Annotated in this window: 12 protein-coding genes and 7 tRNA genes; 15 read left to right on the top strand and 4 right to left on the bottom strand. The window is 68.6% G+C overall.

Annotated features, from left to right (window positions below):
* The first annotated feature begins 38 nt into the window (after positions 1-38).
* Positions 39-1,118 (top strand): hypothetical protein, encoded by a 1,080-nt coding sequence (locus tag ACQG07_RS09235; RefSeq protein WP_426738071.1) that lies wholly within the window; start codon positions 39-41, stop codon positions 1,116-1,118.
* Positions 1,119-1,180: 62 nt separating this feature from the next.
* Positions 1,181-3,607 carry a phosphoketolase family protein gene (locus tag ACQG07_RS09230; RefSeq protein ID WP_426738070.1) on the top strand — a complete coding sequence of 809 codons (2,427 nt, stop codon included), beginning with the start codon at positions 1,181-1,183 and terminating at the stop codon, positions 3,605-3,607.
* On the opposite strand, the gene ACQG07_RS09225 is transcribed toward ACQG07_RS09230, so the two are convergent.
* The gene (locus ACQG07_RS09225) at positions 3,604-4,485 is read right to left on the bottom strand and encodes an ADP-dependent NAD(P)H-hydrate dehydratase (RefSeq protein ID WP_426738069.1); all 882 of its coding nucleotides are present in this window, start codon (positions 4,483-4,485) and stop codon (positions 3,604-3,606) included. The two genes, ACQG07_RS09230 and ACQG07_RS09225, sit on opposite strands and share 4 nt — an antisense overlap.
* Positions 4,472-5,212, bottom strand: coding sequence for a histidine phosphatase family protein (locus tag ACQG07_RS09220; RefSeq protein WP_274499927.1), 741 nt, complete (start codon positions 5,210-5,212; stop codon positions 4,472-4,474). Before ACQG07_RS09220 ends, ACQG07_RS09225 begins: the two co-directional genes overlap by 14 nt.
* Positions 5,213-5,377: 165 nt before the next feature.
* On the opposite strand from ACQG07_RS09220, the gene ACQG07_RS09215 reads away from it, so the two are divergent.
* On the top strand, positions 5,378-7,030 hold the full coding sequence (locus tag ACQG07_RS09215; protein ID WP_426738068.1) for an MFS transporter: 1,653 nt from the start codon (positions 5,378-5,380) through the stop codon (positions 7,028-7,030).
* Between the two features lie 46 nt (positions 7,031-7,076).
* Here the strand turns inward: ACQG07_RS09215 and ACQG07_RS09210 are convergent.
* A tRNA-Val gene (locus tag ACQG07_RS09210) sits at positions 7,077-7,149 on the bottom strand.
* A gap of 168 nt (positions 7,150-7,317) precedes the next feature.
* On the opposite strand from ACQG07_RS09210, the gene ACQG07_RS09205 reads away from it, so the two are divergent.
* The 7 genes from ACQG07_RS09205 (at position 7,318) to ACQG07_RS09175 (ending at position 8,800) form a co-directional block, all read left to right on the top strand.
* A tRNA-Gly gene (locus ACQG07_RS09205) sits at positions 7,318-7,389 on the top strand.
* A gap of 60 nt (positions 7,390-7,449) precedes the next feature.
* Positions 7,450-7,520, top strand: a tRNA-Cys gene (locus tag ACQG07_RS09200).
* A 59-nt stretch (positions 7,521-7,579) separates the two neighbouring features.
* Positions 7,580-7,654, top strand: a tRNA-Val gene (locus ACQG07_RS09195).
* A 139-nt stretch (positions 7,655-7,793) separates the two neighbouring features.
* Entirely contained in the window at positions 7,794-8,333 is a 540-nt protein-coding gene (locus tag ACQG07_RS09190) for a hypothetical protein (protein WP_426738067.1), read from the top strand.
* Between the two features lie 175 nt (positions 8,334-8,508).
* Positions 8,509-8,580, top strand: a tRNA-Gly gene (locus ACQG07_RS09185).
* Between the two features lie 56 nt (positions 8,581-8,636).
* Positions 8,637-8,707, top strand: a tRNA-Cys gene (locus ACQG07_RS09180).
* Between the two features lie 21 nt (positions 8,708-8,728).
* A tRNA-Val gene (locus ACQG07_RS09175) sits at positions 8,729-8,800 on the top strand.
* A gap of 96 nt (positions 8,801-8,896) precedes the next feature.
* Here the strand turns inward: ACQG07_RS09175 and ACQG07_RS09170 are convergent.
* Positions 8,897-9,580 carry a lysoplasmalogenase gene (locus ACQG07_RS09170; protein ID WP_161578516.1) on the bottom strand — a complete coding sequence of 228 codons (684 nt, stop codon included), beginning with the start codon at positions 9,578-9,580 and terminating at the stop codon, positions 8,897-8,899.
* A 193-nt stretch (positions 9,581-9,773) separates the two neighbouring features.
* Between ACQG07_RS09170 and thrS the strand changes: the two genes are divergently transcribed.
* The 5 genes from thrS to ACQG07_RS09145 all read left to right on the top strand — a co-directional run bounded on the left by thrS (position 9,774) and on the right by ACQG07_RS09145 (position 14,745).
* Positions 9,774-11,696 (top strand): threonine--tRNA ligase, encoded by a 1,923-nt coding sequence (gene thrS / locus ACQG07_RS09165; RefSeq protein WP_236555581.1) that lies wholly within the window; start codon positions 9,774-9,776, stop codon positions 11,694-11,696.
* Positions 11,693-12,253 (top strand): HIT family protein, encoded by a 561-nt coding sequence (locus tag ACQG07_RS09160; protein ID WP_426738066.1) that lies wholly within the window; start codon positions 11,693-11,695, stop codon positions 12,251-12,253. The genes thrS and ACQG07_RS09160 overlap by 4 nt, the downstream gene beginning before the upstream one ends.
* 98 nt (positions 12,254-12,351) lie before the next feature.
* The gene (gene pdxS / locus ACQG07_RS09155) at positions 12,352-13,257 is read left to right on the top strand and encodes a pyridoxal 5'-phosphate synthase lyase subunit PdxS (protein WP_079705912.1); all 906 of its coding nucleotides are present in this window, start codon (positions 12,352-12,354) and stop codon (positions 13,255-13,257) included.
* 30 nt (positions 13,258-13,287) lie between these two features.
* A complete protein-coding gene (gene pdxT, locus ACQG07_RS09150; protein ID WP_426738065.1) occupies positions 13,288-13,884 on the top strand; it encodes a pyridoxal 5'-phosphate synthase glutaminase subunit PdxT in 597 nt (198 codons plus the stop codon).
* A gap of 99 nt (positions 13,885-13,983) precedes the next feature.
* Positions 13,984-14,745 carry a YebC/PmpR family DNA-binding transcriptional regulator gene (locus tag ACQG07_RS09145; RefSeq protein ID WP_079705914.1) on the top strand — a complete coding sequence of 254 codons (762 nt, stop codon included), beginning with the start codon at positions 13,984-13,986 and terminating at the stop codon, positions 14,743-14,745.
* Positions 14,746-14,804: the final 59 nt, after the last annotated feature.

The raw sequence follows: 14,804 nt of genomic DNA, 5'->3' as shown, positions 1-14,804 counted from the left end.
CCTTGACGCGGGCCCCCCACTGCACCACGATGACGCAGGTGATCGCAGCCCCACCCCGTCTCCTCATGGTCGGCCCACAGCACCACGGCGTCGTCCAGTACGCGATCGACGTCGCCGACGCTGTCGTCCACGCAGACCCTCGCGCGGAACGGATGTACGCCTCGACCCCGGCCGACGCCGTGCTTCTGCTCGACCGCGTGGACCGTGCCCACGTCCACGTCACCGACCGTCTCTTCGGCCGGTCGCCCGAAGAGGCGGCGGACGCCGTCGAGCGTCTCGCGGACGCCACCGAGTTGACGGTCACCCTCCACGACGTCCCGCAGACCTCCGACGGCAGGATGCTGGACCGCCGCATCGCCGCGTACGCCCGGTTCATCGCCGCCGCCCATGCGACAGCCGTCAACAGCCGGCACGAACAGGCGCTGGCTGAAGAGTTCCTCGGTGTCAGTGCCGCGACCGTTCCGCACGCCATCCCGCTCGGCTCCCGGATCGGTACGGCGGCGGTCTCGGCCGACGATGCATCGCTGCCGGGACCGCGCCCACTCACCGTCCTCATCGCCGGGTTCATCTACCCGGGCAAGGGGCATTCGTCGGCGATCCAGGCGGCTTCGCGTGCGGCGGAGGTTCTCCGTGCCACCGGTCACCAGGTCGCCGACGTCGTCGTCCGTGCCATCGGCGCCCCCTCGGCCGGGCACGAGGACGACGTGCTCGACCTCGAGGCGGAAGCACGCGCCGCCGAAGTCTCGTTCGAGGTGACCGGATATCTCGACGATGCGGCGTTCACCGCGCAGATCTCGCGCCCCGGCATCCCCCTGGCCGCGCACGGCCATGTCTCCGCGTCACGCTCGATGCTCGACTGGGTCGAGGCAGGCCGCCGACCGCTCGTCGTCGACTCGCGCTATGCAGCGGAGATGGACCAACTGCGCCCGGAGACGATGGTCCGCTACGACCCGTCGACGCTTCACGCCGCGTTGGCCGCGGCCTGGCTGGATCCCTCCCGGACGCGCCTCCCCGCCGGTCGTAGCCTCCGCCCGGCGCTGCCGGACACCGCGGGCGCGTACCTCGACTGGTGGGGCGCGACGGCCGGTACCGGTCGGCACCGCCCGCCGACGCTTTAGCACGCTCGCAGGAGCGACGCACCACCCTGGCCCCCGGTCGCTCGACCTGGGATCGTGGAACGATGACGCACAACGCACGGGACGGGTCGACGACGGACAGCTGGCGGTCTCGCGGCACGAGCGAGCCGGTGTCCGAGCGGAGCATCGAACAGGTCGACGCCTGGTGGCGCGCCGCGAACTACCTGTCCGTCGGGCAGATCTACCTGCTCGACAACCCGCTCCTCCGCCGCCCGCTCGAAGCCGCTCATGTGAAGCGCCGGCTCCTCGGCCACTGGGGGACCGCTCCGGGATTGAATCTGACGTACGCGCATCTCAACCGCGTGATCGCGGAGCGCCACCAGTCGGCGATGTTCATCGCCGGGCCCGGGCACGGCGGGCCGGCGATCCTGGCGAGCGCCTACCTGGACGGCACCTACAGCGAGATCTACCCGGACGTCGCCGAGACCGAGGCCGGGTTGACCCGGTTCTTCCGCCAGTTCAGCTTCCCCGGCGGGGTACCGAGTCATGCGGCGCCCGATACACCCGGCAGCATCCATGAGGGTGGCGAACTGGGGTACGTCCTGAGCCACGCGTACGGCGCGGCCTTCGACAACCCAGATCTCCTCGTCGCGGCGGTCGTCGGCGACGGTGAAGCGGAGACCGGACCGCTCGCGACCAGCTGGCACTCCAACAAGTTCATCGACCCGGTCCAGGATGGCGTCGTCCTGCCCATCCTGCACCTGAACGGCTACAAGATCGCGAACCCGACGGTCCTGGCGCGCATCCCACGCTCCGAACTCGAGAGTCTCCTGCGCGGATACGGACACGAACCGTTCTTCGTCGAGGGCGGGTTCGACGGCGAGGATCCGATGGAGGTCCACCGCAGGTTCGCCGAGGTCCTCGACGTCGTGCTCGACCGCATCGCGGCCATCAAGTCCCGGGCCGCCGCCGGAGACACCGGACGGCCGGTCTGGCCCATGATCGTGCTGCGCACACCGAAGGGCTGGACCTGCCCGGAGGTGATCGACGGCGTCCGGGTCGAGGGGACGTTCCACGCGCATCAGGTCCCGCTCGCCGACGCTCGGGACACCGAGGAGCACACGCGGATCCTGGAGTCCTGGATGCGGAGCTACCGGCCTGAGGAGCTCTTCGACGAACATGGTGCGGTGGTTCCGCTCGTGCGGGAACTCGCTCCGCTCGGGGAGGCCCGGATGAGCGCGACCCCGCACGCCAACGGAGGTCTGCTGCGCACGGAACTCGACCTCCCCGCGATCGACGACGCCGCCGTCGTGGTGGACGCCCCGGGTGGTCGCGACGCCGGGGCGACGGGTGTCCTGGGGTCGTGGCTCACGGAGGTGATCCGGCGTAACCCGACCACCTTCCGGATCTTCGCTCCCGACGAACTCGCCAGTAACCGACTCCAGGCGGTCTTCGAAGTGACCGAACGGCAGTGGAACGCCGAGACCGTCCCGGGCGACGAGCATCTCGCCCGCGCCGGCAGGGTCATGGAGATGCTCAGCGAGCACCAGTGCCAGGGCTGGTTGGAGGGCTACCTGCTCACCGGTCGGCACGGCCTGTTCACCTGCTACGAGGCCTTCATCCACATCGTCGACTCCATGTTCAACCAGCACGCGAAGTGGCTGAACGGTTCACGTGAGTTGCCGTGGCGGCGCCCGGTGGCGAGCCTCAACTACCTCCTCACGAGCCACGTCTGGCGTCAGGACCACAACGGCTTCAGCCACCAGGACCCCGGGTTCATCGACCACGTCGTCAACAAGAAGCCCGATGTCATCCGGGTGTATCTGCCGTTCGATGCGAACACCCTCCTGGCCGTCTCGGAGCACTGTTTGCAGAGCACGGACGAGATCAACGTCATCGTCGCGGGCAAGGACCAGGAACCCGTGTGGCTCGGCATCGACGACGCTCGCGCGCACTGCGCCCGCGGGCTCGGCATCCTGCCCTTCGCCGGTTCAGAGCGTGCGGGGGAGCGCCCGGACCTCGTCATGGCCTGTGCCGGGGATGTCCCCACGCTCGAGACGCTGGCCGCCGTGAGTATCCTGCGCGAACGTATCCCGGAGCTGTCCGTCCGGGTCGTGAACGTGGTCGACCTCATGCGACTCATGAGCGAGGATCAGCATCCGCACGGCCTCTCCGACGCCGAGTACGACAGCGTGTTCACGACGGACCGTCCAGTCGTCTTCGCCTACCACGGGTACCCGTGGCTCATCCATCGGCTGACGTACAAGCGCCACGGGCACGATCAGCTGCACGTCCGCGGGTACCTCGAGAACGGGACCACCACGACACCGTTCGACATGGTAATGCTCAACGAGATCGACCGGTTCTCGCTCGTGTGCGACGCGATCGACCGGACGCCGGGGCTCGGCGAGCGGTTCGCGGGTCTCCGTCAGGAGATGCAGGACGCCCGGGTCCGAGCCCGAGCGCACACCAGGGAGTTCGGCGAGGACGCACCCGAGATCACCGGCTGGCGCTGGCCCGCTGTCGGTTAGGACCGCCCCGTGACGGGTCGCCCGAGCTCTCGGAGGAGCGTCGGGAACTCGTCCGCGAACTCGCGGGCGAGGGCTCCGAGGGGGCCGATCCGGTCGGCGAGCCGATCGCCGGAGGCGGCGTGCAGCACGGTACCCCAGCAGCTCGCCGCGAGCGCGGAGAGTCCGCGTGCCGCGAGCCCGGCGATCGCACCGGCCAGGACGTCACCGCTCCCCGCCGTCCCGAGGGCCGGACTCCCGCCGGGCGCGATGAAGTCCCGCTCACCGTCGGAGACCCTGCCCTGACAGGTGACGACAGCTCCGAACCGTCGCGCCAGCTCGAGCGCCGACGTGTCCGGGTCGGCCTCGTCCACGTCGAGGAGGATCGCGGCCTCGGTCACGTTCGGAGTGAATACAAGGCGGCCCTCCAGCCCCTTCGAGAAGTCGGGGGCGTGTGACAGGGCACCGAGCGCGAAGGCGTCGAGGACCACCACGGTGTCGGCGCCAAGGAGCGGGCGCACACCGTCGAGGAGTGCCACGGCTTCGTCCGCGTCGTCGAGGCCAGGACCGAGCAGCAGACAGTCGACGTCCAGGACGTCCTCGAGGGGGCCGGCCCCGTCACCCCGGACGGCTCCGCCGCTGGTCTCCGCCAACCCGATCACGCCTGCCTCCGGGAAGGCGATCGCGAGTGGGGACGCTGCCGACGCACCGACCGCGAGCGTGATCCGACCCGCCCCGACCCTGAGAACGGCGAGGCCCGCCAAGGCGACCGCCCCGGGCGTCATCCGCGCGCCGCCGACGACGAGCACCGACCCACGGTCGTCCTTCGACGATCCGGGATCGGGGAGTGGCCAGTCGGCGAGGACCTCGGGCGTGAGCGTGGTGGGGTCAGCTTCGGACATCGTTCACCCCCGAGTGCTCGGTGACCGGAACCTGCGCCTGCTGCAGGTGCGCAGTCGCATTCGCCGCCCGCGCCTTCCACGCCCGTCCGTCGTGGACGAGGTGGGTGAAGGACGCGTTCGGCGTCGGACGGAGAGCGGCCTCCTCCAGGACGCGACGCTCGTCCCACCCCTCGCAGATGTAGCGGAAGAGCGAGATGACGGCGTCGTGACAGACCACCAGGGCCCGCGTGCGGTCGGTGTGCCGGTCCAGGTCGCCGATGAACGAGCGGAGGCGGAGGGCCACGTCCGTCCAGGCCTCACCTCCTGGCGGTCGATAGTAGAACTTGCCGAGGAACCGTCGTCGAGCGGCCTCTTCCGGGAACTCGGCGTCGACGCCGATCGAGGTGAAGGTGTCGAGGATACCGAGTTCGCGATCACGCAGCCGCTCGTCGACGACAGGACGAAGCTCATCGGCGTCGAGCGCTGCGGCCCGAAGGGCGACCACGGCCGTCTCGTGCGCTCGCCGATAGGGCGAACTGAACACGATGTCCGGCCGGTCGGCGGGTGTGAGGGCCGCGAGACGTCTCCCCACCGCAGCCGCCTGCTCGAGCCCGAGTGCTGAGAGCGGGACGTCGGCGTCACGGCTCGGAACGGCGATGCGGTGGGATTCCGAGCGATCGGCTTCGAGTGCGGCGACGTTCCCGGCGCTCTCACCGTGGCGGACGAGGATCAGTTCCGTGATGGCCATGGATCCACGGTAGCCAGCACGATACGGCGGCCGCAGACCTTGACGATTCGACGATGATCCTCCACGGAGCGACGCCGGCGGCCGTCCACGCGACGGTGATGCACCGTTCGATGATTGCGACAAACCGACGATGCCCCGGTCGCGACGGCGTCCTATCGTTCGACCATGTCGTCACCCTCCGCAGTTCCATCGTCGCAACCGTCAGCATGGGCTCCCATGGCGATCACCGCCTTCAGGGTGCTGTGGTTCGCCCAGCTCGGGAGCAACATCGGCACCTGGATGCAGACCGTGGGGGCCCAGTGGGTCCTGGTCGAGGCCGCAGCCGGCGCAGCGGTCATCGCGCTCGTGCAGACCGCGAGCCTCGCGCCCGCCATCCTGGTCGCCCTGCCGGCAGGGGTCCTCGCCGACTCGCTCGACCGGCGACGGCTGCTCATCTGGGGGTCGGCGGCGAGTGCGGTCCTCGCGGCCGGACTCACCGTCGTGGCGTGGATCGGCGCGCTGTCGCCGTGGACGATCCTGGCCTTCACCTTCCTGCTCGGCATCACCTCCACCCTGACCTCACCCGCATGGCAGGCGATCCAGCCGGAGCTCGTGCCGCGCAACCTGATCGCAGCTTCGTCGGCGCTCGGTGGTGTCACCGTGAACGGAGCCCGCGCGGTCGGTCCCGCCCTGGCCGGCGTCGTCCTGTCGGCCTTCGGAGCCCCCGTCGTGTTCGGTGTCAACGCGCTGAGCTTCGTCGGGGCCGTGATCGCCCTCATCTGGTGGAAGCGGCCGGCGCAGACCGGTCTCGACGACCGCGAGCCGTTCGGGGCGGCCCTGCGAGCGGGGGTCCGGTACGTCGTGTCCGCGCACCTCGTCCGCCGGATCCTGCTGCGTTCCGCGCTCTTCGCCCTGCCGGCCAGCGCGCTCTGGGCGCTGCTGCCCCTCACCGCGAAGCGACTCCAACTCGACTCGAGCGGCTACGGCGTCCTGCTCGGCGCGCTCGGCGTCGGCGCGGTGCTGGGCATCTTCGCCCTGCCGCTCGCTCGCCGTCGGTTCTCAGACAACCTCGTCATCGCGGTGAGCGCGGTCCTCTTCGCGACGGGGTCGCTCGCAGCGGCTGTCCTGCCCGTCGTCCCGACGCTGGTGCTCCTGGTCCTCGCGGGGCTGGCCTGGATCGGCACGCTGACCGTGCTGAACGCCGCCCTGCAGCTCACCCTGCCGCAGTGGGTGCGATCGCGTGGCGCGTCGATCTACATCCTCGTCTTCATGGGGGCGATGGCCATCGGCTCGACCGGCTGGGGCATCGTGGCGCAGTGGCTCGGGACGTCGCTCGCCTACAGCGCTTCGGCCGTCCTGCTCCTGCTGGTGGCGGCCAGTGTGCGGGTGCTGCCCCTGCTCCCCGGAACAGGGACCGTCGACCGCAGCATCTCGATGTCCTGGCCCACACCCACGCTCGTGTTCGAGCCACAGCCGACCGACGGGCCGGTCCTCGTGCAGATCTCCTACGCGGTCCATCCCGACTCGCTCGCGGCGTTCCAGAAGGCCATGGGCCATGTCGAGTCCTCTCGTCGCCGGACCGGTGCCTCGAGATGGGCCCTGTACCGGAGCGGCGAGGAGTCCGACGTGCAGTTGGAGACCTTCATGGTGCCGTCGTGGGGCGAGTTCCGACGACAGGAGACGCAGCGTCTGACCGGCCGCGACCGCGACATCCGCGCTGCAGCGCTGGCCCACGCCGACGGTGCACCCGTCGAACGACACTTCTTCCCGAGTGATGCACTGGAGTCGTCGCGCCGGACCGGGTCCGCCAGACCGGAACGGCCTGATCTCGCAGAGTGAGTCGCGGCCATGGAGATGGAGCGACTCTGGCGACGAGCAAATGATGTGGGCGATACCGGACTCGAACCGATGACCTCTTCCGTGTGAAGGAAGCGCGCTACCAACTGCGCCAATCGCCCGCAGGTCGTCCGCACCGGAGAGATGCCGAACAGCCGCGAGTCACGATACTAGCCGATGCCGGGGGACGAACGCACATCCGCACCGCTGTCGACCCAGTACACGCGCCGGTTTGAACATCGGTCCCGGTTTCGGCTAGAGTCGTTCGAGCACGCAGTGATGCGGGCAATGCGGATGTGGCGCAGTGGTAGCGCATCACCTTGCCAAGGTGAGGGTCGCGAGTTCGAATCTCGTCATCCGCTCGAGTGTCAGTGGTGTTGTTCCGGCAGGAATCCTACTCGGCAGTGTGTTCGGTCACACATGGTGGCGTGGCCGAGAGGCTAGGCAGCGGCCTGCAAAGCCGTCCACACGGGTTCGAATCCCGTCGCCACCTCACCTCAGCAACACAGTTCCACCAGCAACATCCCGGCGTCGTGTTCACACACGCCACCCGGGCGATTGGCGCAGCGGTAGCGCGCTTCCCTGACACGGAAGAGGTCACTGGTTCGATCCCAGTATCGCCCACCACAGAAAGCCCCCGGACCCCCGGGGGCTTTCGTCGTTCGAGCACGTGCAGGCAACGCAAGGGGACCATGCTTCAGCGAGTCATGGCGGAGACCACCGGGCCGCAGCGGCGCTCGTCGCCATGGCGCGACGGACGTGTGGCATGAGCCGCATCGGCGATTGGTGGCGGTCGAGCAACGCGAAACCGCGACGGCATCCCACGGACCCGGGCCACGCCGCCGTCCCGTACCCGGCGCTCAGCCGGTCGGGCCGGGTGGCGTTCGCCCAGTGCGAGCAGTACCTCCTCCGTGAGATCGTCGAGGCCAGAGCGTGGGGACGACAGGTCGCCAGCCGCGGTGACACGCCCGACACCAACGGTTGGCTCGTCATGCCCGATCGGACGCACTCCTCCCTGATGGACGACTCGAGGGGCATGGGGGCGATGCCGGCGGTGATGGACTCCGTTGTCCAGTGGCTCGCGGACGCCGGGGCGATCCGCCCACTCTCGGAACACACGCGGCGGGCCATCGCGGCATCGAACGCCGAGGAACGGCTCCGCGATCACCCGGAGTACCACCCTGACGGCGACGGCCGGCGCACCTGGGACGACGATGTCTGGGAGGTGGAGCCGATTCGGATGCTCCAGATCTACCCGCACCTCGCCGATGCGAACGACGACTGGAGCCAGCAGGCGCGCCGGTGAGTGGCTCCACCCACTGCCCAGCCACCCCCGCCTGGCCGACGCGCCGAGGAAGACGGAATTTCGGCCCGATTTTCCGCGGAACATCAAGGGTTGGGCCGACTCGCCCGCGCCGAGGTGTCAACGAGCGCCCTCAACATCGGCTAGAGTTTCCAAGCACCCGGAAACGGGATGCAATGCGGATGTGGCGCAGTGGTAGCGCATCACCTTGCCAAGGTGAGGGTCGCGAGTTCGAATCTCGTCATCCGCTCGAGTGTCAGTGAGAACGTGCAAGCGTTCCGCTCGACAGTGTGTTTCATCACACGTGGTGGCGTGGCCGAGAGGCTAGGCAGCGGCCTGCAAAGCCGTCCACACGGGTTCGAATCCCGTCGCCACCTCGCTGGCAACACCACTCACCTGGGCGATTGGCGCAGCGGTAGCGCGCTTCCCTGACACGGAAGAGGTCACTGGTTCGATCCCAGTATCGCCCACAGGAACACGAAGGGCCCGAGCGAACAGCTCGGGCCCTTCGTCGTTGCACAGACCACCTCTTGCGCAGACCACCCGTCGCACGCCCGGACGTCCGTTCAAACGGCGAGGACCGCCCGCTCTCGGCGACGCAGGACCTCCGCGACGCCCCACACGATGAGGCCTTGGCCCGCGGCGTACGTCGCCATGATGATCTCGTCTGCCGCCCAGATCGTCACCGCCGGCACGAAGCGGTCGAGCCCGATCAACGAGTCGGAGACCAGGAACAGCGCACCGCCCACGGCGATCGTCGGCGTCGTCATCGTGGAAGACGCCGCCATGGCCCCGATCACGACGGCATAGACGACGACCGCTGGATACAGCGCCCCCATGTCCTGCTGACTGAGGAGCGCGATGCCGGCGACGAGCCACACCAGGTACACGAGCGCCCAGACCGGCGGACGGTTCCTGATGCGCAGATGCCGCACGAAGAGCACCACATAGCCGGCCTGAGCGAGCATGAAGAACAGGATCCCCACGCCGAACGCGAGTTCGCCCGGAACCATGAGGGCGACGTCGCCCAGCCAGCTGCAGAGGATCGCGACGAGCGCCGTGACCGCAGCGGCCGAAAGTCGTCGAACCGACCACACGAGCGCCAGCGCGAGGACCAGCATGATGAACGGCTTGGTGAGGAGCGACAGCCATTCCTGACCGGAGGCGAGGGCGATGATGTGCACGAGCGCGACCACGGGCAGCGCGGCGAACAGCGCCGTCGCAGCCCCGCTCCTCTGCACAGCCGTCATCAGCGCCACCCCCGTCACGTCGTAGGCCTTCACTCTAGCGATGCGGCCGAGCACGAACCACGGCCGCCGACCGACGGCAGCGTCTCCTCGTCGTGGACGACGATAGGCTTGCACGGCCAAGGTTTCACCTGAGAAAGAGAGATCATCCGTGAGTGACGGGTTCGCACTGTTCACCGACCGATCCGTGGTCGCCATGCGCGTCAACGGCGAACTGAAGGACCTCGCCGCCACGGTGACGGAGACGGACACCGTCGAGCCGGTGCACCTCGACTCGCCCGACGGTCTCAACATCCTCCGCCACTCCGCAGCCCACGTGCTCGCGCAGGCCGTGCAGCAGGTCGACCCGCACGCGAACCTCGGCATCGGCCCGCCGGTCACCGACGGCTTCTACTACGACTTCGACGTCGCCGCACCGTTCACGCCTGAGGCGCTCAAGGTGCTGCAGAAGACGATGGACCGCATCATCCGCCAGGGCCAGCGCTTCGTGCGACGCGTCGTCACCGAAGACGAGGCTCGCGAGGAGCTCGCGGGGGAGCCCTACAAGCTCGAGCTGATCGGCCTCAAGGGCGGATCGGCAGCCGATGACGAGAACGTCGAGGTGGGCGGCGCGGAGCTGACCATCTACGACAACGTCGACCCGAAGACGGGGGAGACGGTCTGGAAGGACCTCTGCCGCGGTCCACACCTGCCGAACACGCGCATGATCGGCAACGGCTGGGCCCTGACGCGTCTCGCCGCGGCGTACTGGCGGGGGAGCGAGAAGAACCCGCAGCTGCAGCGGATCTACGGCACCGCTTGGGCGACCAAGGATGAGCTGCGCGCCTACCAGACGCGGATCGAGGAGGCGGCCAAGCGCGACCACCGCAAGCTCGGTGCCGAGCTCGACCTCTTCAGCTTCCCCGAGGAGATCGGCTCGGGTCTCGCGGTGTTCCACCCCAAGGGCGGCATCATCCGCAACGAGATCGAGAACTACATGCGCGAGCGCCTGCTCGCTTCCGGCTACGAGCTGGTGAACACCCCGCACATCACGAAGGGGCACCTGTTCGAGGTCAGCCAGCACCTGGCCTGGTACAAGGACGGCATGTTCCCGGCGATGCACCTCGATCAGGAGGTCGACGCCGACGGTCACGTCACCCGCCAGGGGCAGGACTACTACCTGAAGCCCATGAACTGCCCGATGCACAACCTGATCTACCGGGCTCGGGGGCGCAGCTACCGCGAACTGCCGCTGCGGCTCGCCGAGTTCGGCACGGTCTACCGGTATGAGAAGAGCGGCACCCTCTCCGGGCTCACGCGCGTCCGTGGCCTCACGCAGGACGACGCCCACATCTACGTGACCGACGACCAGGTCAAGGACGAGGTCGGCCGCCAACTGCAGTTCGTCCTGGAGACCCTCCGCGGCTACGGTCTCGACGACTTCTACCTGGAGCTCTCGACGAAGGACCCCGACAAGTACGTCGGCACTGACGAGGTCTGGGACGAAGCGACCGAGACCCTCCGGCAGGTGGCGGTCGAGTCCGGTCTCGAGCTCGTCCTCGACCCCGCTGGCGCAGCCTTCTACGGTCCGAAGATCTCGGTGCAGGCGCGCGACGCGATCGGTCGGACGTGGCAGCTGTCCACCGTGCAGCTCGACTTCAACCTGCCCGAGTTGTTCGAGCTGGAGTACACGGCCGCGGACGGCACGCGCAAGCGTCCGGCGATGATCCACCGCGCACTCCTCGGCTCGATCGAGCGCTTCTTCGCGATCCTGCTCGAGCACTACGCGGGTGCCTTCCCGGTGTGGCTCGCCCCTGTGCAGGTCGTCGGCATCCCCGTCTCCGAGCAGTACGAGGAGTTCCTCGGCGGAGTCGTCGCTGAGCTGCGCTCGTCCGGGGTCCGTGCAGAACTCGACGCCTCCGACGATCGGATGCAGAAGAAGATCCGCAACCACACCAAGGCGAAGACGCCGCTGCAGCTGATCGTCGGCGAGGAGGACCAGGCCAACGGCGCGGTGAGCTTCCGATTCCGCGACGGCTCTCAGGAGAACGGTGTCCCCGTCGCCGACGCTGTGCGCCGAATCCGCGCCGCCATCGCCGCGAAACTGCAGGTGAACACCGCAGCGGATCTGCCGGCATGACCCCGGGCACCGAACCGGAGTCGTTCGAGTCGATCGACACCTCCCACCTGGTGGGCGTCCCGGACGCGTTCCAGCGTCTCTGGACGCCCCACCGGATGGTCTACATCAAGCAGGGCCAGCCATCCGACGACGGTTGTCCGTTCTGTATCGCGCCGACGCTCGACGACGAGTCAGCGCTCATCGTGCATCGGGGCGAGCACGCCTTCGTGCTGCTGAACCTCTTCCCGTACAACTCCGGGCACCTGCTCGTCTGCCCGTACCGCCACGTCGCGATGTACGACGACGCGACGGCGGAGGAGGTCGCCGAGATCGGTGCCCTGACGCAGACGGCGATGCGGGTCGTCCGGTCCGTCTCGAGGAACGACGGCTTCAACCTCGGCATGAACCAGGGTGCCGTGGCCGGCGCCGGGATCGCGGCGCACCTGCACCAGCACATCGTGCCGCGCTGGGCGACGGACGCCAACTTCTTCCCGATCATCGCCCAGACCAAGGCGCTCCCGCAGCTGCTCGGCGATGTCCGACAGGCGATCGCGGACGCCTGGCCGACCTCGGCCTGATCCGTCGTCGGCCGATCCATCTGGACCGGTCCACCCAAGTCCAATTTCCGGCCTGTGGACGGAGCACCGTCAGGCCACCCGGCGGTACGCTCGCCATCATGACCGAGAGCAGCACGACCACTGGACAGCACGGCTCGAACCGCGTGAAGCGCGGACTCGCGGAGATGCTCAAGGGCGGCGTCATCATGGACGTCGTCACCGCCGAGCAGGCCCGTATCGCGGAGGACGCCGGGGCCGTCGCCGTGATGGCCCTCGAGCGCGTCCCGGCGGACATCCGGTCCCAGGGCGGCGTCGCTCGCATGAGCGATCCGGACCTCATCGAATCGATCATCGCCGAGGTGTCCATCCCCGTCATGGCGAAGGCTCGCATCGGACACTTCGTCGAAGCCCAGGTCCTCCAGGCGCTCGACGTCGACTACATCGACGAGTCCGAGGTCCTGAGCCCGGCCGACTACGTGAACCACATCGACAAGTGGGGCTTCGACGTGCCGTTCGTGTGCGGCGCCACCAACCTGGGAGAGGCGCTGCGGCGTATCAACGAGGGTGCCGCGATGATCCGCTCGAAGGGTGAGGCCGGCACCGGCGACGTGTCCGAGGCGACGAAGCACATCCGCAAGATCCGCTCCGAGATCGCGCACCTGTCGTCGATGTCGAAGGACGAGCTGTACGTCGCGGCGAAGGAGCTCCAGGCCCCGTACGACCTCGTCGTGGAGATCGCCGAGACCGGCAAGCTCCCGGTCGTGTTGTTCACCGCCGGGGGTGTGGCGACGCCGGCCGACGCCGCGATGATGATGCAGCTGGGTGCCGACGGCGTGTTCGTCGGATCCGGCATCTTCAAGTCCGGCAACCCGGCTCAGCGGGCGGCGGCCGTCGTCAAGGCGACGACCTTCTTCGACGACCCTCAGGTCATCGCCGAGGTGTCCCGTGGTCTCGGTGAGGCGATGGTCGGCATCAACGTCGCCGACCTCGCGGCACCGCACCGCCTCGCCGAGCGTGGCTGGTAGCCCCGCGTCCGCCCTGAACCAGGTGACGTCGTGACCGCGTCGGCACGCGTCGGCGTCCTCGCCCTGCAAGGGGACTTCCGCGAGCATGCGGCCGTCCTCACCGGCCTCGGGGCGGACGTCAGCCTCATCAGGCGCCCCTCGGAACTGACCGGCATCGACGGACTCGTCCTCCCCGGCGGGGAGTCGAGCGTGATGGACAAGCTCGCGCGCTCCTTCGACCTCGCCGGACCGTTGCGCGAAGCGATCACCGCCGGGTTGCCCGTGTACGGCACCTGCGCCGGGCTCATCCTCCTGGCCGACCGGATCCTCGACGGGATCGCCGGCCAGCAGAGTCTCGGCGGGCTCGACGTCTCCGTCCGGCGCAACGCCTTCGGGTCGCAGCTCGACTCCTTCGAGACGGACCTGTCGATCCCGGTCCTCGGCGAACCGCCCGTGCACGCCGTGTTCATCCGCGCACCGGTGGTCGAAGCCGCCGGTCCGGCGGTGACACCCCTCGCCTCGCTGCCCGACGGTCGGATGGTCGCCGTCGAGCAGGGGAACCTCCTCGGCACGTCCTTCCACCCCGAGGTCACCGGCGACACCCGTTTCCACGCCTACTTCCTCGACAAGGTCGAGCGATCCCGCTGAAGCGCTGGCGCCCGGTCCCGCGGCCCGTCCCGGCGTGATCGCGAGTTCCGGGCCGCTGGCCTAGACTGGTCAGGTTCTTTTCACGCAGTTAGGGAGCACATGTCCGGACACTCCAAGTGGGCGACGACCAAGCACAAGAAGGCGGTCATCGACGGCCGTCGCGCGAAGTCGTTCGCCAAGCTCATCAAGAACATCGAGGTCGCGGCCAAGATGGGCGGCGCAGACCTCGCGGGCAACCCGACGCTGCAGGACGCCATCCAGAAGGCGAAGAAGACCTCGGTCCCGAACGACAACATCGACCGCGCCGTCAAGCGCGGTGCCGGCCTCACCGGTGAGGTCGTCGACTACACCACGATCATGTACGAGGGCTACGGGCCGAACGGCGTCGCCCTGCTCGTCGAGTGCCTCACCGACAACAAGAACCGTGCAGCAGCCGATGTCCGGACGCTGATGTCCCGCAACGGCGGCACCATGGCCGACCCTGGCTCCGTCGCTTACAACTTCCAGCGCAAGGGCCTCATCGTCGTCCAGGCCGAGGGCACCACCGAGGACGACGTCCTCGGCGCCGTCCTCGATGCCGGCGCAGAAGAGGTGAACACCGAGGGCGAAACCTTCGAGGTCGTCACCGAGCCGAGCGACATGGTCGCGACCCGGACCGCCCTGCAAGAGGCCGGTATCGACTACGACTCCGCCGACGTCGCCTTCGTCCCGAACCTCAAGGTCGAGATCGACGCCGACACGGCGCGCAAGGTCTTCAAGCTCATCGACGCCCTCGAGGACAACGACGACGTCCAGAACATCTACAGCAACTTCGACCTCACCCCCGAGGTGCAGGCCGAGTTGGAGGCCGACGACGAGTAGTCCGGCGTCCGTGCCGAGCGGAGCTCGTTCGAACGGATGTACGACACTCCGTCCTCGCG

The organism is Plantibacter sp. 2H11-2, from assembly GCF_050031945.1.
GTDB classification, from domain to species: domain Bacteria; phylum Actinomycetota; class Actinomycetes; order Actinomycetales; family Microbacteriaceae; genus Plantibacter; species Plantibacter auratus.
This window is presented reverse-complemented; position numbering and strand designations above follow the sequence as displayed.